Source organism: Kocuria sp. HMSC066H03 (genome assembly GCF_001812045.1).
Classification (GTDB): domain Bacteria; phylum Actinomycetota; class Actinomycetes; order Actinomycetales; family Micrococcaceae; genus Kocuria; species Kocuria rhizophila.
Genome location: NZ_KV807503.1, coordinates 74,104 through 93,170, shown reverse-complemented (window position 1 = coordinate 93,170; position 19,067 = coordinate 74,104). Strand labels below are relative to the sequence as shown.

At 70.7% G+C, this 19,067-nt stretch carries 15 protein-coding genes; 6 read left to right on the top strand and 9 right to left on the bottom strand.

Features of this window, described 5'->3' with window-relative positions; genetic code table 11:
• Window positions 1-116 precede the first annotated feature (116 nt).
• Window positions 117-1,376 carry an amidohydrolase gene (locus HMPREF2833_RS00385; protein WP_047978105.1) on the bottom strand — a complete coding sequence of 420 codons (1,260 nt, stop codon included), beginning with the start codon at window positions 1,374-1,376 and terminating at the stop codon, window positions 117-119.
• Between the two features lie 256 nt (window positions 1,377-1,632).
• Entirely contained in the window at window positions 1,633-2,748 is a 1,116-nt protein-coding gene (locus HMPREF2833_RS00380; RefSeq protein WP_039100899.1) for a mannose-1-phosphate guanylyltransferase, read from the bottom strand.
• A 458-nt stretch (window positions 2,749-3,206) separates the two neighbouring features.
• Between HMPREF2833_RS00380 and sdhC the strand changes: the two genes are divergently transcribed.
• From sdhC to HMPREF2833_RS00360, 4 genes are all read left to right on the top strand, one after another.
• Entirely contained in the window at window positions 3,207-3,584 is a 378-nt protein-coding gene (gene sdhC, locus HMPREF2833_RS00375) for a succinate dehydrogenase, cytochrome b556 subunit (RefSeq protein ID WP_082019244.1), read from the top strand.
• A 4-nt stretch (window positions 3,585-3,588) separates the two neighbouring features.
• Window positions 3,589-4,074 carry a succinate dehydrogenase hydrophobic membrane anchor subunit gene (locus HMPREF2833_RS00370; RefSeq protein ID WP_039100898.1) on the top strand — a complete coding sequence of 162 codons (486 nt, stop codon included), beginning with the start codon at window positions 3,589-3,591 and terminating at the stop codon, window positions 4,072-4,074.
• A 106-nt stretch (window positions 4,075-4,180) separates the two neighbouring features.
• On the top strand, window positions 4,181-5,932 hold the full coding sequence (gene sdhA / locus HMPREF2833_RS00365) for a succinate dehydrogenase flavoprotein subunit (protein WP_019310205.1): 1,752 nt from the start codon (window positions 4,181-4,183) through the stop codon (window positions 5,930-5,932).
• The gene (locus HMPREF2833_RS00360; protein WP_039100897.1) at window positions 5,932-6,714 is read left to right on the top strand and encodes a succinate dehydrogenase iron-sulfur subunit; all 783 of its coding nucleotides are present in this window, start codon (window positions 5,932-5,934) and stop codon (window positions 6,712-6,714) included. Before sdhA ends, HMPREF2833_RS00360 begins: the two co-directional genes overlap by 1 nt.
• 260 nt (window positions 6,715-6,974) lie before the next feature.
• On the opposite strand, the gene HMPREF2833_RS00355 is transcribed toward HMPREF2833_RS00360, so the two are convergent.
• The 5 genes from HMPREF2833_RS00355 to HMPREF2833_RS00335 form a co-directional block, all read right to left on the bottom strand.
• Entirely contained in the window at window positions 6,975-8,144 is a 1,170-nt protein-coding gene (locus HMPREF2833_RS00355; protein ID WP_039100896.1) for a YhjD/YihY/BrkB family envelope integrity protein, read from the bottom strand.
• Window positions 8,131-8,703, bottom strand: coding sequence for a 2'-5' RNA ligase family protein (locus tag HMPREF2833_RS00350; RefSeq protein ID WP_039100895.1), 573 nt, complete (start codon window positions 8,701-8,703; stop codon window positions 8,131-8,133). Before HMPREF2833_RS00350 ends, HMPREF2833_RS00355 begins: the two co-directional genes overlap by 14 nt.
• A 58-nt stretch (window positions 8,704-8,761) precedes the next feature.
• The gene (gene trpS, locus HMPREF2833_RS00345; protein WP_039100894.1) at window positions 8,762-9,790 is read right to left on the bottom strand and encodes a tryptophan--tRNA ligase; all 1,029 of its coding nucleotides are present in this window, start codon (window positions 9,788-9,790) and stop codon (window positions 8,762-8,764) included.
• Between the two features lie 209 nt (window positions 9,791-9,999).
• Window positions 10,000-10,839 (bottom strand): exodeoxyribonuclease III, encoded by an 840-nt coding sequence (locus tag HMPREF2833_RS00340; RefSeq protein WP_039100893.1) that lies wholly within the window; start codon window positions 10,837-10,839, stop codon window positions 10,000-10,002.
• Between the two features lie 83 nt (window positions 10,840-10,922).
• Window positions 10,923-11,453, bottom strand: coding sequence for a hypothetical protein (locus tag HMPREF2833_RS00335; protein ID WP_039100892.1), 531 nt, complete (start codon window positions 11,451-11,453; stop codon window positions 10,923-10,925).
• Window positions 11,454-11,561: 108 nt separating this feature from the next.
• On the opposite strand from HMPREF2833_RS00335, the gene HMPREF2833_RS00330 reads away from it, so the two are divergent.
• Window positions 11,562-13,061, top strand: a complete 1,500-nt coding sequence (locus HMPREF2833_RS00330; RefSeq protein WP_083310876.1) for an MFS transporter — start codon at window positions 11,562-11,564, stop codon at window positions 13,059-13,061.
• A 94-nt stretch (window positions 13,062-13,155) separates the two neighbouring features.
• Here HMPREF2833_RS00330 and HMPREF2833_RS00325 read toward each other — a convergent pair whose 3' ends face one another.
• A complete protein-coding gene (locus tag HMPREF2833_RS00325) occupies window positions 13,156-14,046 on the bottom strand; it encodes a bifunctional methylenetetrahydrofolate dehydrogenase/methenyltetrahydrofolate cyclohydrolase (RefSeq protein ID WP_039100891.1) in 891 nt (296 codons plus the stop codon).
• A gap of 1 nt (window position 14,047) precedes the next feature.
• Window positions 14,048-15,334 (bottom strand): serine hydroxymethyltransferase, encoded by a 1,287-nt coding sequence (gene glyA / locus HMPREF2833_RS00320; protein WP_059280828.1) that lies wholly within the window; start codon window positions 15,332-15,334, stop codon window positions 14,048-14,050.
• 312 nt (window positions 15,335-15,646) lie between these two features.
• Between glyA and HMPREF2833_RS00315 the strand changes: the two genes are divergently transcribed.
• Window positions 15,647-19,003 (top strand): beta-phosphoglucomutase family hydrolase, encoded by a 3,357-nt coding sequence (locus tag HMPREF2833_RS00315; protein WP_059280827.1) that lies wholly within the window; start codon window positions 15,647-15,649, stop codon window positions 19,001-19,003.
• Window positions 19,004-19,067 lie beyond the last annotated feature (64 nt).

Genomic DNA, 19,067 nt, shown 5'->3' with positions numbered 1-19,067 from the left:
GCGCGCAGAACCGGGTCCTCGCACCGCGGTGGAACCGCGAGAAGGACGTGACCCGGATCATAGGTCCGCTCAGTGTAGCCCCATGAATCCCTGGCAGTGCACCGAGTGTCGGCGTGTCAGCCCTCGGACCGTTCCGGAACCTGTGCCGCGTCTGTCAGCTCGCGCACCCGCAGCCGGACCGCCCGCAGCGCGGCGGACGCCATGACCTGCACGCCGCACCGGATGGCCTCCTCCTGCGGGGCGTAGTCGGACTGGTGCAGGTCGTACGTGCGTCCTCCCGGCTCACGGGTGCCCAGGCGCATCATGGCGCCGGGCACGTGCTGCAGGAACCACGCGAAGTCCTCCCCGCCCATGGACTGCTCCACGAGCAGGATGCTCTCCTCCCCCAGCTCCGCGCGGGCGGCGATCTCCAGCAGGGTGGTCTCGGTCTCGCCGTTGACCACGGGCGGCACGCCGCGGATGTGCTCGAGGTCCACGTTCACCCCGTAGGGGGCCGCCACCTGGCCGACGACCTCGTCGAGCATCTCCCCGGCCTGGTACCAGGCATCCGCGTCCAGGCAGCGCATGGTCCCGGCCATGAACCCGGACATGGGAATGGCGTTGGGGGCCACCCCCGCGTGGATCTGCCCCCACACCACGGCCACGCCCGAGCGCACGTCCACGCGCCGGGAGAGCACCGCGGGCACGTCGATCGCGATCTGGCTCATGGCGTAGACCAGGTCCTCCGTGAGGTGCGGGCGGGACGTGTGCCCGCCGCGCCCGGACAGCTCGATCCGGATGGTGTCGGACGCCGAGGTGATGGCCCCGATCCTGGTGCCCACCTGCCCCACGTCCAGCTTGGGCTCGCAGTGCAGGGCGAACATCCGCGGCACGCCTGCCAGCACGTTCTGCTTGATGATGCTCAGCGCCCCGCCCGGCAGCTTCTCCTCCGCGGGCTGGAACACGATCCGCACGGTGCCCGCGAACGGCGAGGAGCGGTGCAGGTCCGCGAGCACCCGGGCCACCCCGAGCATCACGGTGGTGTGGATGTCGTGTCCGCACGCGTGCATCACGCCCTCGTGGATGGACGCGTACTCCAGCCCCGTGTCCTCCAGGATCGGCAGGGCGTCGATGTCCGCACGCAGCCCCACCATCACGGGCCCGCGACCCACGTCCACGTAGCAGCCGGTGCGCTCGAACCGCACGGGGCGCAGACCGGAGGCCTCCAGGGCGTTCACGATCCGCTCGGTGGTGCGGTACTCCTCGTAGGACAGTTCCGGGTGGCGGTGCACGTCGCGCCGGAAGCGGATCAGGTCCGGGAGGTAGTGGGAGAGCAGGGGTCCGATCGCGGGGGGCAGGCCCACGTCGTCGGCGGAGGGCAGCGGCAGATCCAACATGAGAGCCAGAGTACCGCCGCGGCGCAGTGACGCGGATCGCACCCGGGTGCCCCTCCCCGGGGTGGCCACCACCGCGCGCGGCGGCACGCGGCACGGTGGCGCGCGGGCGGCGTCGTCCGCGGCGGGGAAGGTGGTGGTCACAGGTGCCGGGGCGGGCGGCGGTCACCGCAACCGTGCCCGGGCGCGTGATCCTGGGCCACCCCGGGGCGGGAGTAGGCCGCGGGCGCCGCAGCCGGGACGGGCCGGCGGCCGGTTGTCAGAGGACGTCCGTGTCCCCGTTGCGCTTGAGGGAGTCCACGGCGTTCTTCACGCGCTGGGCGTGCTCCGCGGTGGTGACGAGAAGGGCATCCGGGGTGTCCACCACCACGATGTCCTCCACACCGATCAGCGCGATGAGCCGCCCGGTGTCCGAGACCACGATCCCGGAGGACTCGTCCGCGAGCACCCGGTTGTTCTGCCCCAGGATGGACACCTGGGAATCGGTCTGCGGGTCCACCTTGTTGAGGCGGTTGATCGCGGCGAAGTCCCCCACGTCCTCCCACGTGAAGTCCCCGGGGACCATGGCCACGGCACCCGCGGCGGCCGCGGGCTCCGCCACGGCGTAGTCGATCGCGGTCTTGGTCAGGGTGGGCCAGACTTCGTCCACCACGGCGTCGCGCTCGGGGGTGTCCCAGGCGTCGGCGATCCGGTCCAGCCCCCTGGCCAGCTCGGGCTCGCTCTCGCGCAGGTACTCGAGCATGAGACCCACCGGTGCCACGAACATCCCAGCGTTCCACGTGTAGCGGCCGCTGGCCACGTACTGCCGGGCGGTCTCCTCGTCCGGCTTCTCCACGAACTGCTCGACCGCGAGCGCGTGGGGCGCCCCCTCGAGCCCCAGGGACTCCCCCGCCTTGATGTAGCCGAAGCCCGTGGCCGGGGACGACGGGGTGATGCCGATGGTCACGATCCGTCCGGTGTCCGCCGCCTGTACCGCCTCGCGGACCACCTCCTGGAACGCCTCCGCGGGCTCCACCACGTGGTCCGCGGCGAACGAGCCGATGATCGCGGTGGGATCGCGCCGCGCGATGAGCGTGCACGCCAGCCCGATGGCCGCCGCCGAGTCCTTCGGCGACGGCTCCAGCACGAGGTCCCCGTCCGTGAGTTCCGGCAGCTGCTCCTGCACCGCTCCCGCGTGCGAGCGTCCCGTGACCACCATGATGGGTCCGCCCGTCAGCGCGGCCAGCCGATCGTACGTGGCGCGCAGCAGGGACGAGCCCGAGCCGGTGAGGTCCAGCAGGAACTTGGGGGCGTCCGCGCGGGACAGGGGCCACAGCCGGGAGCCCACGCCGCCCGCCGGGATGAACGGATGGAATCGTTGCAATGGCGAAGTCACGCCCGTCAGTGTACGGCCAGACCCGCGCTGCTCGGCGGATCTTGCGCCTGTGATCTCGCCCGGACGAACGGCATCCCCCGCCCGGGGGACGCCGCTGCCGTCGGCCTTCCCGCCCCGTGCACACCCCGGGGCACGACGCCGCCGCGTCCGGCCCACGCGCCGGGGCCCCGCCCGACGCCGCCCCCGGGAACACCGCGGAACACCATCCAGGGCTGCCTCCGAGGGCCGCGATTCGGGAATGCCCAACTGTGCTAATTCCCCGGCCCCGCGCGGTTTTCGGGATGGCGACACGTTGTCAGTGAACTCCCGGGAGGCTGGTATCTTTGACGAGAACTACCGCATCATCCATGACAGAGCCAGCCAGAGCTCCGCCTTCGCCGTGCACCCGCGCGAGACCGCTACCGAATCTCACCGATCACCAGTGCGCACGACGACGAGCGACACAGGGAGGACATTCCGTGGCGAACTCATCCAGGGGCACCCTTTACCGCGGCCAGTACGGCATGTGGTCCTGGGTTGCCCACCGTATTACCGGCGTGGCCATCTTCTTCTTCCTGCTGGTCCACGTCCTCGACACCGCACTCGTGCGTGTATCCCCCGAGGCGTACAACGCAGTGATTGCCACCTACAAGAACCCCATCATGGGTCTGGGCGAGACCGGCCTGGTGGCCGCGATCGTGTACCACGCCTTCAATGGGCTGCGCATCATCCTGATCGACTTCTGGAAGGGCGGGACCAAGAACCAGAAGGGTCTCCTCTGGGGAGTCATCGCCCTGTGGGTCATCGTGATGATCCCCTTCCTCATCCGCCACCTGTCGATCGTTTTCGGGGGTTGATCCCATGAGCACTCCTCTCAAGACCAAGATCCAGGTCCCCCGCAGCCGGGACCTCGAGGTGGACGGCGTCAAGTACAACCGTGCCTCCTCCTCCCGCAGCAGCTTCGAGATGTTCGCGTGGCTGTTCATGCGCATGTCCGGCGTGCTGCTGATCGTCCTCGTCTTCGGCCACCTCTTCGTCAACCTCATGGTGGGCGAGGGCGTCCACGCCGTGGACTTCGGCTTCGTGGGCGGCAAGTGGGCCAACCCGTTCTGGCAGGTCTGGGACCTGGTCATGCTGTGGCTGGCCATGCTCCACGGCACCAACGGCATGCGGACCATCATCGACGACTACGCCGCCCGCAGCACCACGCGCTTCTGGCTCAAGGTGCTGCTCTTCGTGGCCTCGGCGTTCGTGATCCTGCTGGGCACCATGGTGATCTTCACCTTCGATCCCTGCCCGGCCGGCGCCGATCCGTCGCTGCTGCCGTCCTTCTGCCCCGCGCAGTGACCCGGTGAACGGCGGGGCCCGCGGGCCCCGCCGTTCGCGGTCGTTCCGGACCACGCCTCCGGACCCCACACTTCTCCCACTCACCCACGTAGAAAGAACATCTGGTATGCAGGTTCACAAGTACGATGTGGTAATCGTCGGCGCCGGCGGCGCCGGCATGCGTGCCGCCATTGAGTCCGGCCAGCGCGCCCGCACTGCCGTACTGACCAAGCTCTACCCCACCCGCTCCCACACGGGCGCGGCACAGGGTGGCATGTGCGCGGCCCTCGCCAACGTCGAAGAGGACAACTGGGAGTGGCACACCTTCGACACCGTCAAGGGTGGTGACTACCTGGTGGACCAGGACGCCGCCGAGGTCATGGCCAAGGAGGCCATCGACGCGGTGCTCGACCTGGAGCACATGGGTCTGCCCTTCAACCGCACGCCCGAGGGCAAGATCGACCAGCGCCGCTTCGGCGGCCACACCCGTGACCACGGCAAGAGCCCGGTGCGCCGCGCGTGCTACGCCGCGGACCGCACGGGCCACATGATCCTGCAGACCCTCTACCAGACGTGCATCAAGCACAACGTGGAGTTCTTCAACGAGTTCTACGTGCTGGACCTCATCATGGTGGACACCCCCGAGGGGCGTCGCTCCGCCGGTGTGGTGGCCTACGACCTCGCCACCGGCGAGCTGCACGTGTTCCAGGCCAAGTCCGTGGTCTTCGCCTCGGGCGGTGCGGGCAAGGTCTTCAAGACCACCTCCAACGCCCACACCCTCACCGGTGACGGCATGGCCATCGCGTTCCGCAACGGCCTGCCGCTGGAGGACATGGAATTCGTCCAGTTCCACCCCACGGGACTCGCCGGTCTGGGCATCCTCGTGTCGGAGGCCGCCCGCGGCGAGGGCGGCATCCTGCGCAACGCGGACGGCGAGCGCTTCATGGAGCGCTACGCCCCCACCATCAAGGACCTCGCGCCGCGCGACATCGTGGCCCGGTCCATGGCCAACGAGGTGCGCGAGGGCCGCGGCTGCGGTCCCAACAAGGACTACGTCCTGCTGGACCTCACGCACCTGGAGCCCGCGCACATCGACGCCAAGCTCCCGGACATCACGGAGTTCGCCCGCACCTACTTGGGCGTGGAGCCCTACACCGAGCCGGTGCCCGTGTTCCCCACGGCGCACTACTGCATGGGTGGCATCCCCACCGACATCAAGGGTGAGGTCTTCCAGGACTCCGAGACCACGATCCCCGGCCTGTACGCCGCGGGTGAGGTGGCGTGCGTGTCCGTGCACGGTTCCAACCGCCTGGGCACCAACTCCCTGCTGGACATCAACGTGTTCGGCAAGCGCGCCGGGATCTTCGCGGCGGAGTACGCGCAGACCGCCGAGTTCCTGCCAATCCCCGACGACGCCGTGGCCCGCACCGAGGCGCTGCTGGACAACGCCCGCAGCCCCCACGGCAGCGAGAAGGTCGCCGCCATCCGCAAGGACCTGCAGGACACCATGGACCTCAACATGCAGGTGTTCCGCACGGCCGAGACCATCCAGCAGGCGCTCACGGACATCGCCGCTCTCGAGGAGCGCTACGCGAACATCTCCATCCAGGACCAGGGCAAGCGCTTCAACCTGGACCTGCTGGAAGCCGTGGAGCTGGGCTTCCTGCTGGAGCTCGCCAAGGTGATGTCCGTGGCGGCCCTGCACCGTGAGGAGTCCCGCGGCGGACACTTCCGCGAGGACTTCCCTGATCGTGACGATGAGAACTTCATGGTCCACTCCATGGTCTACGAGGACCCGTCGTCAGCCACCGCGGGCATCCGGCAGGAGACCAAGCCGGTGGTCATGACCCGCTACGAGCCGATGGAGCGTAAGTACTGATGTCCACTGCAGTGACCGAGAACCAGAACCAGGACGCCCAGAAGCCCGATACCGAGGGCGAAGAGGCCATCCCCACGTACGACGTGGTGCTGCGGGTCCGCCGCTACAACCCCGAGTTCGAGACCGAGGCGCACTGGGACGAGTGGCCCCTCACCATGTACGGCACCGACCGTGTGCTGGACGCCCTGCACAAGGTCAAGTGGGAGCTGGACGGCTCGCTGTCCTTCCGGCGCTCGTGCGCCCACGGCGTGTGCGGCTCCGATGCCATGCGCATCAACGGCCGCAACCGCCTGGCCTGCAAGACCCTGCTGAAGGACCTGGACCTGTCCAAGCCCATCCTCGTGGAGCCCATCAAGGGTCTTCCGTGCGAGAAGGATCTGATCGTGGACATGGAGCCGTTCTTCCAGTCCTACCGCGAGATCATGCCGTTCCTGGTGAACGAGGACCACACCCCCACCGGGGAGCGGTTCCAGTCCCAGGAGGACCGCGAGCGCTTCGACGACACCACCAAGTGCATCCTGTGCGCGGCGTGCACGTCCTCGTGCCCCGTGTTCTGGACGGACGGGCAGTACTTCGGGCCCGCCGCGATCGTCAACGCGCACCGCTTCATCTTCGACTCGCGCGACCAGGCGGGTGACATGCGTCTGGAGATCCTCAACGACAAGGAAGGCGTGTGGCGCTGCCGCACCACCTTCAACTGCACCGAGGCGTGCCCCCGCGGCATTCAGGTCACCAAGGCCATCGCCGAGGTCAAGAAGGCGGTCTTCGCCTCCGCCCTGTGACCTTCTGGCGCAGCCGACAGGCCCCGGGATCCGTTCTGGATCCCGGGGCCTTCGTCGTTGCCGCGAGTGCGCCGTGAGGATTCCCAACGGGCGCCTCACCACAGCCACGCGCCGGCCGGCCTTCACGACCGCGACGCACCCGCCGGCCCCCGCGGTGGTTGGCGAGTGTTCCCAGGACCGCCGTGCACGGTCTGCGGTCCGGCCGCGCGTCAGTGGGTGCGGAACGAGTTCGCGGGCCGGGGCCGGAGTGAAGAAGGGTCCTACCGCGCGTCGGTGGGTTCGGGGTTGCTGCCCGAGGCGCGCCCGACGTCGACGGGCGCCTCGTGACCGAGTCCCCGTGCGGCGTCGGGAAGGGCGGATGCCGCCACGGCGGCCACGGCCCGGTCCTCGCGCTCGGGCTGGGCGCGGGCGCCGCGGATGTCGGCCTGCACCACGGCCCCGGCGGCGGCGGAGAACAGCAGCACCTGGCCGTAGACGTTGAACCACAGCAGCACACCCACCAGCACGGCCACGGACAGCAGGTAGGGGTTCTCCCCCGCGCGGCCGATGATCTCGCTGCCGCCGTAGCGCAGCAGCTGGGAGCCCAGGCCGCCGATCACCACGGTGACCGTGAGCGCCTTGCGGTGCAGCTTGAGCTGGGCCACGCCGCGCACCAGGGTGAAGCTCATCAGGCAGTCCACGAGCAAGCCCACGCCGAAGGTGATAGTGGACTTCACCCCACCGTCGAGCCAGGGCTGCAGGGTGGTGAGCCCGATGTCCCCGAGCCACCCGATGATGCCGTCCACCGCGCCCGAGGCGAAGATGCTCACGGTCGCGGAGGCCAGCAGCAGCAGTCCGACGACCACGAGCCAACCGAGGTCCCGGGCCACGGCCGCCAGCGGAGCGCCGGGCGCCGGGGGCACCTCGAACATCCGGCGGGTCGCCAGGCGCACGCCGGCCACCCAGCGCCACGCTGTGTAGAGCAGCACCACCCCGGCCACGGTGGAGGCCACGGAGAAGGGGCCGGTGTTCTCGAGCAGCTCCAGGGGGATCACTCCCCCGTGTCCGTCCCCCACGTCCAGCAGCCCGGGGATCTTCTCCGTCAGCCCCGCCACCAGGTTCTGCTGCAGCGGCGAGTTGGTCCCCAGGAACGTGGCGAGTGCCGCGAAGAAGATCACCAGCAGGGCGGTGGAGGCGAACAGCAGCTGGTATGCCAGACCCGCCGCCATGAGGGGGCCGCCGTGGAACGTGTAGTGGCCCACGGTGCGCACCGGGAACAGGGCCATCGTTCGGGCGAAGGCCCACGCGAAGAACGCGCCGAGGCGTCGTCCCGCGGGGGCGCCGTGGGAGGCCAGGTCCCGGCGCACGGCGCGGAGTCGACGGTGCTCGGCGGTCAGCCCGGCGCGGTCCACGAGGGCGGGAACCACCGGGGGTGGGTCAGTGCGAGCCACGCTCGTCCGCACCCCGCTGGCCGAAGCGGACGGTCTCCCGCACGTGCCACTGGCCGTGCTCGTCGCCCTCGTACACGTGCACGCGGTCCACGAGGAAGCCGGCGCGGTAGGTGCGCAGCATCTCCTGCGCCCGGTCCAGGGCCTCGTCGTCGAGCCCGTGGGCCAGGGTGACGTGCGGGTGGTACTCGAAGGGGGAGGCGGAGTCCATTCCGCTGCCGCGCAGGGCCCGGTGCAGGGCGAGGCACTGCTCGCGGCCGCGTTCCACGTCCAGGTAGACCACGGGGGTCACGGGCCGGAACGTGCCGGTGCCGTGGATCTCCAGGTGGAACGGCTCCCACTCGGCCAGCACCTGGCGGACGTGCTCCACGAGCCGGTCCCACTCGCCTCGGGACTCCGAGATCATGAGGGTGATGTGCGGGGAGACGCCCGCGGCCGGGGAGTCCTCGAACGAGGCCCGCCAGTCCTGCAGCTCCTGGCCCGTGGGCTCGGGCAGCCGGATGACCACACCGGCGTAGACGTGTCCCGGGCGCACGGTGGGTGAGGTCTGCTGCTCGCTCACGCGATCCTCCTCGACTCGGCCGCGTTCCAGACTATCCCACCGTGTTCCGCGCGGTGCCTCAGGCTCCGGGGAGGAAGCCCATCCGCCCGTACACCTCGGCCAGGGTGCGGGACGCGATGTCCCTGCCCTTCCGGGCACCCCGGGCCAGCAGCCGGTCGAGCTCGGCGGGGTCGTCGAGCAGCTCCTGGGCGCGCTTCTGGATGGGGTCCAGGGTCTGGGTGACCACCTCGGCGAGGTCCACCTTGAGGTGGCCGTACATCTTGCCCTCGTACTCGGCCACCAGGGCGTCCACGGGCGTACCCGTCAGGGACGAGTAGATGGTGAGCAGGTTGGAGACACCCGGCTTGGCCTGGCGGTCGAAGCGCACCTCGGTGCCGTCGTCCGTGACCGCGGACTTGATCTTCTTGGCGTTGACCTTGGCGGGATCCAGCAGCCGGACCAGTCCCGAATCCGAGGGAGCGGACTTGGACATCTTGGCCGTGGGGTTCTGCAGGTCGTAGACCTTGGCGGAGTTCTCCAGGATCTTGGCGTCCGGCACGGTGAAGGTCTCGCCGAACCGGGAGTTGAAGCGCTGCGCGAGGGTGCGGGTCAGCTCCAGGTGCTGGCGCTGGTCCTCTCCCACCGGGACCTGCTGGGCCTGGTAGACCAGGATGTCCGCGGCCATCAGCACCGGGTAGGTGAACAGCCCCACCGTGGTGTTCTCCGCCCCCTGCTTCACGGACTTGTCCTTGAACTGGGTCATACGCGCCGCCTCGCCGTAGCCGGTGATGCAGTTGAGCACCCACGCCAGCTGCGTGTGCTCGGGGACCTGGGACTGGATCAGCAGCGTGGAGCGCTCCGGGTCGATGCCCGCGGCAATGTACTGCGCGGCCGTGACCCGGGTGCGCTCGGACATCGTGGCCGGGTCCTGCCCTGTGGTGATGGAGTGCAGGTCCGCCACGAAGAACACGCAGTCGTTGTCGTCCTGCATGTCCACCCAGTTGCGCAGGGCCCCCACGTAGTTGCCCAGGTGCAGGGAGTCCGCGGAGGGCTGGACGCCGGAGACCACGCGCGGGATCTGGTTCACGGGGGTGCTCTGTTCGCTCACGGGGCTGTCTTCTTTCGTTCGTGCGGGCCGCGCAGGGCCGCGGTGCGTGAAGGTGCGGGTGACGCGCCGCGTGCGGGCGGCGGCGTCGTGGTCGGGAGTGCGGGAGGTCGTGGTGGCCGGAGCGCAGACGGCACCGGCGCGTCGAGTGCGGAACCGGCCGCGGGCCGCTGCGGAGCAGGAGCCCCGCGGCGTCGAACCGGTGCCGCGGCTCAGGCGAGCCGGTAGTCCACCACGAGCGGGGCGTGGTCCGAGAACCGGACGTCGTAGCTCACGGCCCGGTCCACCGTGGCGCTCTCGGCGCGCGCGGCCAGCCCGGGGGTGGCCATGTGGTAGTCGATGCGCCACCCGGCGTCCGTGTCGAACGCCTTGCCGCGGTAGGACCACCACGTGTACGGGCCGGAGACGTCCCCGGCCAGGCTGCGGGCCACGTCCACGTAGCCCACGTCCCCGAAGAAGCGGTCGAAGTACGCGCGCTCCTCGGGCAGGAAGCCGGCGTTCTTGACGTTGCCCTTCCAGTTCTTGATGTCCCGCTCGGTGTGGCCCACGTTGAGATCCCCCACCACGAGCACGTGGTCGGAGCCCTCCGCAAGCTGCGGCAGGCGCGTGAGCATGGCGTCCATGAAGCGGTACTTGTCCGCCTGCTTGGGTGTGTCCACCTCGCCGGAGTGCACGTACGCGGAGACCAGGGTGAGCGTCTCCCCGTTGGGGAGGGTGAGGTCGTTCTCGATCCAGCGCCCGGAGTCGTCGAAGTACTCCTCGCCGATCCCCACGCGTGAAGCGGTGGGCAGCAGGGCGCCGTCGAACGCGTCCCGGCGGGTGGCGATCGCCACGCCCGCCCGGCCCTTGGCCGCGGCCTCGGCGTGCCGCACGTCCCAGACGTCCTCGTCCAGCAGCTCGCGCGTGATCTTGTCCGGTGCGCGCACCTCCTGCAGGCACAGCAGGTCCACGCCCCGAGGCGCCAGCCACTCGGCCATCCCGCGCCGGTAGGCGGCCCGGATGCCGTTCACGTTCACCGTGGCAATGCGTACCGTCTGCCCTGAGTCAGCCATCCGTTGAGTCTCCTCGGTCGTCCATGATGTCTCGTGCGTCCCTGACGCGCAGGGACGACGCCGCCGGGCCCCGTCCCGCAGGATCAGTCCACCACCGTACCGCTCACCGGGGTGCCGGAGTCGCGGAGGCTGCGCAGCCCGTTGGCCGCGGTCATGTCGATGGTCTCCAGGGCCCGCCGGACCTGCTCGGGATCCGCCTCCGGGGAGGAGAGCTGCTCCTTGACCACCTTGGACTGCACCAGGATGACCTGCATGCCGTGGGCGAGCTTCTCGTCCCGCAGCGATCGTCCCTCGCCCGCCGCGGACGTGGCGGGGGCTCGGCCGTGCTGGGCCTGGAACTGCTCCTGGGCCTGACGCACCTGCTCCCGTCCGAACACGGCGGCCTTGCGCACCATGGACAGCGCCCACACAGCGAGCATGAGCCAGCCCAGGGCGATGCCCGCGAGGATCCAGCCCAGCAGCGTGTTGGCGTTGGCCGCCTCGATCAGGGCGACCACGAAGATCACCACGAGCACGGCCAGCCCGATCAGGGTGCCCCACAGCGCTGTGCGCCCCGAGCGGGGTGAGCGGTCGGGGTCGGCGGGGTGGGCGGCGGGAGATCCGATGGGCTGCATGGGGTCATTGTCTCAAACCCGGCTGTGCGTGCCGAATCGCGCAGGACCGGGCCGCGCGGCGGCGTCGTGCCCGTGGCGCTCGCCCCCGGACAGGAGTATCAAAGGAGGGTGAGTCACGACCCCGCACCTTCCTCGCGCTCCGACGACGCCGCCACCACGACCTCCCAGCACTCCCCGAGTCCCGATGCCTCCGGGGGCGAGCCGGAGGAGCTGAGCGACGCCGCGCGCCGTCGCATCCTCGGGGTGCTGCTGGTGCCGCTGTTCATGTCCCTGAGCAGCGTGTCCATCGTGAACGTGACCCTGAGCTCCATCCAGCAGGACCTGCACGCGAGCGCCTCCGCCCTGCAGTGGGTGCTCACCGGCTACGCCCTGGCCTTCGGCGTCCTGCTGGTGGCCAGCGGGCGGGCCGGGGACGTGTTCGGACGCCGCAAGCTGTTCGTCGGGGGCATCGCCGTGTTCGCGGGCGCGTCCCTGCTGTGCGGACTGGCACCGAGCACCACGGTGCTCAACATCGGGCGCGTGGTCCAGGGGCTGGGCTCCGGCATGCTCAACCCGCAGACCGTGGGCATGATCCAGCAGTACTTCCGGGGCCGGGAACGCGCCCGCGCCTTCGGCCTGTTCGGCTCCGTGGTGGGGGTCGCGGTGGCGATCGGGCCCACGCTGGGCGGTCTGCTCATCCAGGTGCTGGGCCCCGGCACGGGGTGGCGCGCGGCGTTCCTGGTGAACGTCCCGATCGCGGTGCTCGCGATCGTGCTCGCCCTGCTGTGGCTGCCCCGTCAGCGCCGCCGCCCCGGCCGCGTGGACATGGACCCCGTGGGGGTGGGCGTGTTCGGCGTCGCGGTGCTCGCCCTGCTGCTGCCCTTCGTGGAGGCTCGGGTGAGCCCCTGGATCTGGCTGTCGCTGCCCGCGGGCCTGCTCCTGCTCTGTGCCTGGGTGCGCTGGGAGCGCCGGTACAAGACCGCGGGCGGCTCCCCCATGGTGGACCTGGAACTGTTCCGCACCGCGAGCTTCAGCTACGGGAGCCTGCTGATCTCCATCTACTTCCTGGGCGTGACGAGCGTGTGGATCGTCGTGGCCATGTACGCCCAGCAGGGGCTGGGACGCACGGCACTTGAGGCCGGGACCCTGGGTCTGCCCGCGTCCGTCCTCTCCGCCGTCATCGCCCCGCTCTCCGGACGCGCCGTGCTGCGCTGGGGACGCACCGTGGTGGTCGTCGGCATGGGCGTGGCGCTGTCCGGGATCCTGCTGTCGGTGCTCGTGGCCCACGGCATGAGCCACTGGGGCTGGCCCATCGCGTGCTTCTACGCCTCGCTCGCGTTCATCGGCGCGGGGCAGGGCGCCGTGATGGCCCCCAACCAGACCCTGAGCTTCGCGGACGTGCCCCTGAAGTTCGCCGGAGCCGCGGGCGGGGTGCTGCAGACGGGTCAGCGCATGGGCACCGCGATCGGCACCGCCCTGATCACGGCCGTCACGTTCGCGGTGCTGGAGCTCGCGGACTGGAACACCGCGTTCGCGGCCGCTTTCGGGGTGATCGCCCTGGTGGTCCTGCTCGCCATGGCCGTGGCCGTGGCGGACGGGCGACGCCGCACGGCCGCCTCCCGCACCTGACCCACGGACCCGGCGCCGCGGCCAGAGATGGGACGACGCCGCCCGGCGGCCCCGCGGAGGAGGCGGCCGGGCGGCGTCGTGGACGGCGGAGGACTCAGGCCTCACCGGCGACCTGCCGTTCGCAGGACTCGACCACGTTGACCAGCAGCATGGCGCGCGTCATGGGACCCACACCGCCGGGGTTGGGGGACATCCAGGACGCGACCTCGGCGGCCGCGGGGTCGATGTCACCCGTGAGCCTGCCCTTGCCCGTCTCCGGATCCGGCACGCGGGAGACGCCCACGTCCAGCAGCACCGCGCCGGGCTTGACCTGCTCCGCGGTGACCATGTGCGGGCGGCCCGCCGCGGCCACCACCACGTCCGCCCGGGCGAGCAACTCGGGCAGGTTCTGCGTGCCCGTGTGCGCGAGCGTGACCGTGGCGTTGATCTCTCGCCGGGTGAGCAGCAGGCCCATGGGACGGCCCACGGTCACGCCGCGGCCGATCACGAGCACCTCACGCCCCGCGAGCTCCACCCCGTGGCGGGTGAGCAGCTCCACGATCCCGTGCGGCGTGCACGGCAGCGGGGAGGTCATGGGCTCGCTGACGTTGAGGACCAGGCGCCCCAGATTGGTGGGGTGCAGCCCGTCCGCGTCCTTGGCGGGGTCGATGCGCTCCAGGATCGCGTTGGTGTCCATGTGCTCGGGCAGCGGGAGCTGCACGATGTAGCCGGTGCACTGCGGGTCCTCGTTGAGCTCGTCGATGACGCGCTCGAGCTCCTCCTGGGACGCGTCCGCCGGAAGCTCCCTGCGGATCGAGGCCAGACCCACCTGCTCGCAGTCGCGGTGCTTGCCCGCCACGTACGAGCGCGATCCGGGATCGTCGCCCACAAGCACGGTGCCCAGTCCGGGGACCGCGCCGCACTCCCGCAGCCTCCCGACCCGCTCGGTCAGCTCGTCCTTGATCTGGGCCGCCGTGGCCCTGCCGTCGAGGATCCTGGCCGTCACCTCACCACTCCTCGAGGCCGGGGTACAGCGGGAACTGCTCGGTGAGCGCGTCCACCCGGGAGCGCAGCCCGTCGATGTCCGCACCGGGCTTGAGGGCCTGCGCGATCACGTCCGCGACCTCGGTGAACTCCGTGGCCCCGAAGCCGCGGGTGGCCAGCGCGGGGGTGCCGATCCGCAGCCCCGATGTGACCATGGGCGGGCGGGGGTCCCACGGCACCGCGTTGCGGTTCACGGTGATGCCCGCGCGGTGCAGCAGGTCCTCGGCCTGCTTGCCGTCCAGCTCGGAGTCCCGCAGGTCCACGAGCACCAGGTGCACGTCCGTGCCGCCAGTCAGCACGGAGACCCCGTGCTCGGCGAGGTCGGGTGCGGTGAGCCGCTCGGCGAGGATCTGGGCGCCCTCGATCGTGCGCTGCTGGCGCTCGGCGAAGCCCTCGGAGGCCGCGATCTTGAACGCCACGGCCTTGCCCGCGATCGCGTGCATGAGCGGTCCGCCCTGCTGCCCCGGGAACACCGCGGAGTCGATCTTCTTCTTCAGGTCCGCCTCGCACAGGATCACGCCGGAGCGCGGGCCCGCCAGGGTCTTGTGCACCGTGGAGGTGGTCACGTGGGCGTACGGCACCGGGTTGGGGTGCAGGCCCGCGGCCACCAGTCCGGCGAAGTGGGCCATGTCCACCCACAGCTTGGCGCCCACCTCGTCCGCGATGGAGCGGAAGGCCTCGAAGTCCAGCTGGCGCGAGTACGCGGACCAGCCGGCCACGATCACGTTCGGGCGGGCCTCCAGGGCCTGCGCACGCACCTTGTCCATGTCGATCCGGTAGCTGTCCGGGTCCACCTCGTAGGCCGCGATGTTGTAGAGCTTGCCCGAGACGTTGATCTTCATGCCGTGGGTGAGGTGTCCACCGTGGGCCAGTGAGAGGCCCATGAGGGTGTCACCGGGCTGCATGAGCGCGGCCATCACGGCGGTGTTGGCCTGCGCGCCGGAGTGTGGCTGCACGTTCGCGTGCTCGGCCCCGAACAGCTCGCACGCGCGGTCGCGGGCCAGGTTCTCCACCACGTCCACGTGCTCGCAGCCGCCGTAGTAGCGGCGCCCGGGGTAGCCCTCGGCGTACTTGTTGGTCAGCACGGAGCCCTGCGCCTCGAGCACGGCGCGCGGTGCGAAGTTCTCGGAGGCGATCATCTCGAGCGTGGAGCGCTGGCGGCCCAGCTCGTCGTCGATCGCGCGCGCCACGTCAGGATCCACCTGGGAGAGCGGCTGGTTGGTCACGGAGTCTGCCGGGGTCGGCGTCATGCTCCACCTTCTTCGTCGTCGGTAGGGTCCGCACCAGCATATCCGTGCGCCGCCCAGCTGCTGTCCGGTGCGTCACACGGCTTCCCGCCGGACCGGGCGCGCGTCCCCCTCCCCCGCCCGCGGGTCCGGCCGCGTACCGGTGGGGTGGAGCCCGGTGTGGTACGCGGGGGACGAATGCCGGTAACGTGTGTGCCCGAACCGCTCGCGGAGCACTCGCGCGGTCGACGCACGCCGGGCCGCCGTTGTCCCTGGAGGTTGCGAGCATCCGCACCATCCCTTCCACCCGTTGCCTGTGCTAGGAGTACCCGCGCCGTGAACGTCCTTCCCACTGCCCCGTTCACCGCCGCCATGCCCCGCGTGTCGGACGGCCACGCGCCGTCGGAACCCGTGGACGTGCTGCGCACCCGCTACGCCGCCGTGATCTTCGACATGGACGGCGTGGTCACGGACACCGCCGGCGTGCACGCCCGGGCGTGGAAGAAGCTGTTCGACCAGCTGCTGCAGGATCCCCGGCTCGAGCCCGCGGAGCCGGGCGGCCGGGTGGAGCGCGAACCCTTCGACATGGCCGGCGAGTACCGCGCCCACGTGGACGGACGACGCCGCGAGGACGGTGTGCGTGCACTGCTCGCCGCCCGCGGGGCGGCCCTCCCGGAGGCGGACGGCCACGCAGACCCGCAGCCCGGGGACTGGACCGTGCAGGGGCAGGCGAGCGCCAAGGACGGGTTCTTCCACGAGGAGCTCGCCGAGCACGGGGTCCGTGTCTTCGACGGCACCGTGGCGCTGATCGGACGCCTGCGGGACAGCGGCGTGCCGGTGGGACTCGTGACCGCGAGCCGCAACAGCGGTGTGGTGCTCGCGGCCGCCGGGCTGCAGGACTCCTTCGACCGGATCGTGGACGGCAACTGGGCCGCGGAGAACGGCCTGCCCGGAAAACCCGCGCCGGACACCTTCCTGGAGTGCGCCCGGCTGCTCGGGGTGGACCCCGCGGACGCGGTGGTCGTGGAGGACGCCGTGGCCGGTGTCCAGGCCGGTGCCGCGGGTGGCTTCGGCCTGGTGGTGGGAGTCAACCGCGACGGCGCCCGCGAGCGCCTCTACCGTGCCGGTGCCCACGTGGTGCTCAACGACGTCTCCGAGCTGGACCTGGGGGCCCGCCGGGACGACACCTGGCGGCTCGTCTTTGACGGCTTCGACCCCGCCACCGAGGCCCGCCGCGAGGCGCTGCTGACGCTGGCCAACGGCTACATGGGCGTGCGCGGCGCGGCGTGCGAGTTCCCCGCCAACGGCGTGCACTACCCCGGCACCTACCTGGCCGGCGTGTTCAACCGCGTGCTGAGCCACGTCAACGGGCGGGACGTGGAGCACGAGTCCATGGTCAACGCCCCCAACTGGCTCCACCTGGACCTGCGGTTCTCGGACGGCCGCTGGTGGTCCGAGGGCGGGCTGCGCGCGTCGCAGGAGCGTGTGGAGCTGGATCTGCGCCGGGGTGTGCTCATCCGCACGCTCGTGCTCACGGACACCGAGGCCGACCCCGCGGACCCGGAGCCCGAGCGCAGCCTGGAGATCGAGCAGCGCCGCCTGGTGTCCCTGCGCTACCGCCACCTGGGCGCGCAAGAGACGCGCATCGTCTCGCGCGGCTACCAGGGGCGGCTGCACGTGCGCACGGGCGTGGACCCGGCGGTGACCAACAGCGGGGTGGCCGAGTACCGCGAGCTCAACTCCCACCACCTCCTGCTGCTGGACTCCACCACGCTGCCGGACGAGCACGAGACCCTGCTGTCCCTCGTGCGCACGTCCCAGTCCAAGATCGAGATCGCCATGGCCCAGCGCACCCGCATCGAGTGCGAGGGTGCGGTGACCGAGCGCCGCGAGGTGCGCCCCGGTGGCATCGAGTTCCGCCGCCACACCGTGCAGGTGACGCCGTGGAGCCCCGTGCTCGTGGACAGCACCACCGCCGTGGTCACCAGCCGCGACGCCGCGATCGGCTCGCCGCGGGACGGGGCGCTCGCAGAGCTCAACCGCACGCCGTTCGGGGTGCGCAAGCTGCTCGCGTCCCACGAGATCGAGTGGGCCCGGTTCTGGGACCGCTACGAGGTCACCCTGGAGTCCACGGAGGACACCCCGGAGCACCTGAGCACCCAGCTCGCCATGCGCACGCACCTGTTCCACGCCGCACAGACCCTGGCCCCGCACCTGACCCTGCGCGACGCCGGTGTCCCCGCCCGCGGTCTGCACGGCGAGGGCTACCGCGGCCACATCTTCTGGGACGAGCTGTTCATCCTGCCGGTGATCAACATGCGCCAGCCGCACGTGACCCGCTCCCTGCTCTCCTACCGCTGGCGCCGCCTGGCCATGGCCCAGCAGCGGGCCCAGGAGATCGGCCTCTACGGTGCGGCATTCCCGTGGCAGTCCGGTTCCGACGGCCGGGAGGAGACTCCCCCGGAGCTGTACAACCACCACTCCCGCCGCTGGCTGCCGGACAACTCCTGGCGGCAGTTCCACGTGGGGCTCGCGATCGCCTACAACGCGTGGGTGTACTACGAGTCCACGGGTGACATGGACTGGCTCTCCGGCCAGGGTGCCGAGCTGATCATCGGGATCACCCGCCTGTTCGCGTCCCTGGCGGAGTACGACTCCCACGACGGGCGGTACCACATCGCCGGGGTCATGGGCCCGGACGAGTACCACGACGGCCCCGCGGGCCAGCACGGCGGCGGCCTGAAGGACAACGCCTACACCAACGTGCTCGCCTCGTGGCTGTTCCGCCACTCCGCCCACATCTTCAACGACATGGTGGAGCACCAGCGCGAGTACCTGGAGTCCCGCTTCGAGATCTCCCCGCAGGAGGTCCAGACCTGGCTGAACATGGCCAAGAACATGTACGTCCCGTTCAACGCGGACGGCACGATCGCCCAGTTCGAGGGCTACGACGAGCTCGCGGAACTGGACTGGGACTTCTACCGGAACAAGTACCGCAACATCGGCCGCCTGGACCTCCTCCTCGAGAACGAGGGGGACATGACCAACAACTACAAGCTGACCAAGCAGGCGGACACCATCATGCTGGTCTACCTGCTGGGTCCGGAGGGTGTGATCGAGGAGCTCGCCCGCATGGGCTACACCACAGACCTGGACGCCGTGCAGCGGACCGTGGACCACTACATCGCCCGCTCCTCGAACGGCTCGTCCCTGTCCCGCGTGGTCAACGCCGCGGTGCTCGCGTGGCTGGACCCGGACCGCTCGTGGGGCTCCTTCCAGGACGCCCTGATGGTCGACCTGGACGACACCCAGGGCGGCACCACGGGAGAGGGCATCCACCTGGGTGCCATGGCCGGGTCGGTGGACGTGGTCACCCGCGCCTACGCCGGGCTGCGCGTGCGCGGCGACTGGCTCGAGTTCCAGCCCGCGCTGCCGCGTGAGATCGAAGCCGTGGACTTCACCGTCCTGTACTACGGGCAGGTCATCGAGGTCTCCCTGGACCACGACATCCTGGAGCTGGAGGGCAGCTCCGTGAAGGCGGATCCGGTGACCATCCACGTCAACGACGCCGAGTACGTGCTCAAGGGCGGCCAGAAGATCTCCGTGGCACTGCGCCACCGCGAGTCGCGCCGCCCGGAGAAGGCCACCGCGGCCCTGCGCCGCCGGTTCATCTCGGACGCCGGCGAGTCCTGAGGCACGGCGGGTGACGCCACCGGGCCGGGCACGGCGGCGTCACCCGGGGCCCGAGCCCGGGGCC

Bases quoted from the DNA above. Each gene is read 5' to 3' on its own strand.
- HMPREF2833_RS00370 (WP_039100898.1), top strand. From the start codon at position 3,589: ATGAGCACTCCTCTCAAGACCAAGATCCAGGTCCCCCGCAGCCGGGAC.
- HMPREF2833_RS00335 (WP_039100892.1), bottom strand. From the start codon at position 11,453: ATGCAGCCCATCGGATCTCCCGCCGCCCACCCCGCCGACCCCGACCGC.
- HMPREF2833_RS00340 (WP_039100893.1), bottom strand. From the start codon at position 10,839: ATGGCTGACTCAGGGCAGACGGTACGCATTGCCACGGTGAACGTGAAC.
- glyA (WP_059280828.1), bottom strand. From the start codon at position 15,334: ATGACGCCGACCCCGGCAGACTCCGTGACCAACCAGCCGCTCTCCCAG.
- sdhA (WP_019310205.1), top strand. From the start codon at position 4,181: ATGCAGGTTCACAAGTACGATGTGGTAATCGTCGGCGCCGGCGGCGCC.
- HMPREF2833_RS00385 (WP_047978105.1), bottom strand. From the start codon at position 1,376: ATGTTGGATCTGCCGCTGCCCTCCGCCGACGACGTGGGCCTGCCCCCC.
- HMPREF2833_RS00360 (WP_039100897.1), top strand. From the start codon at position 5,932: ATGTCCACTGCAGTGACCGAGAACCAGAACCAGGACGCCCAGAAGCCC.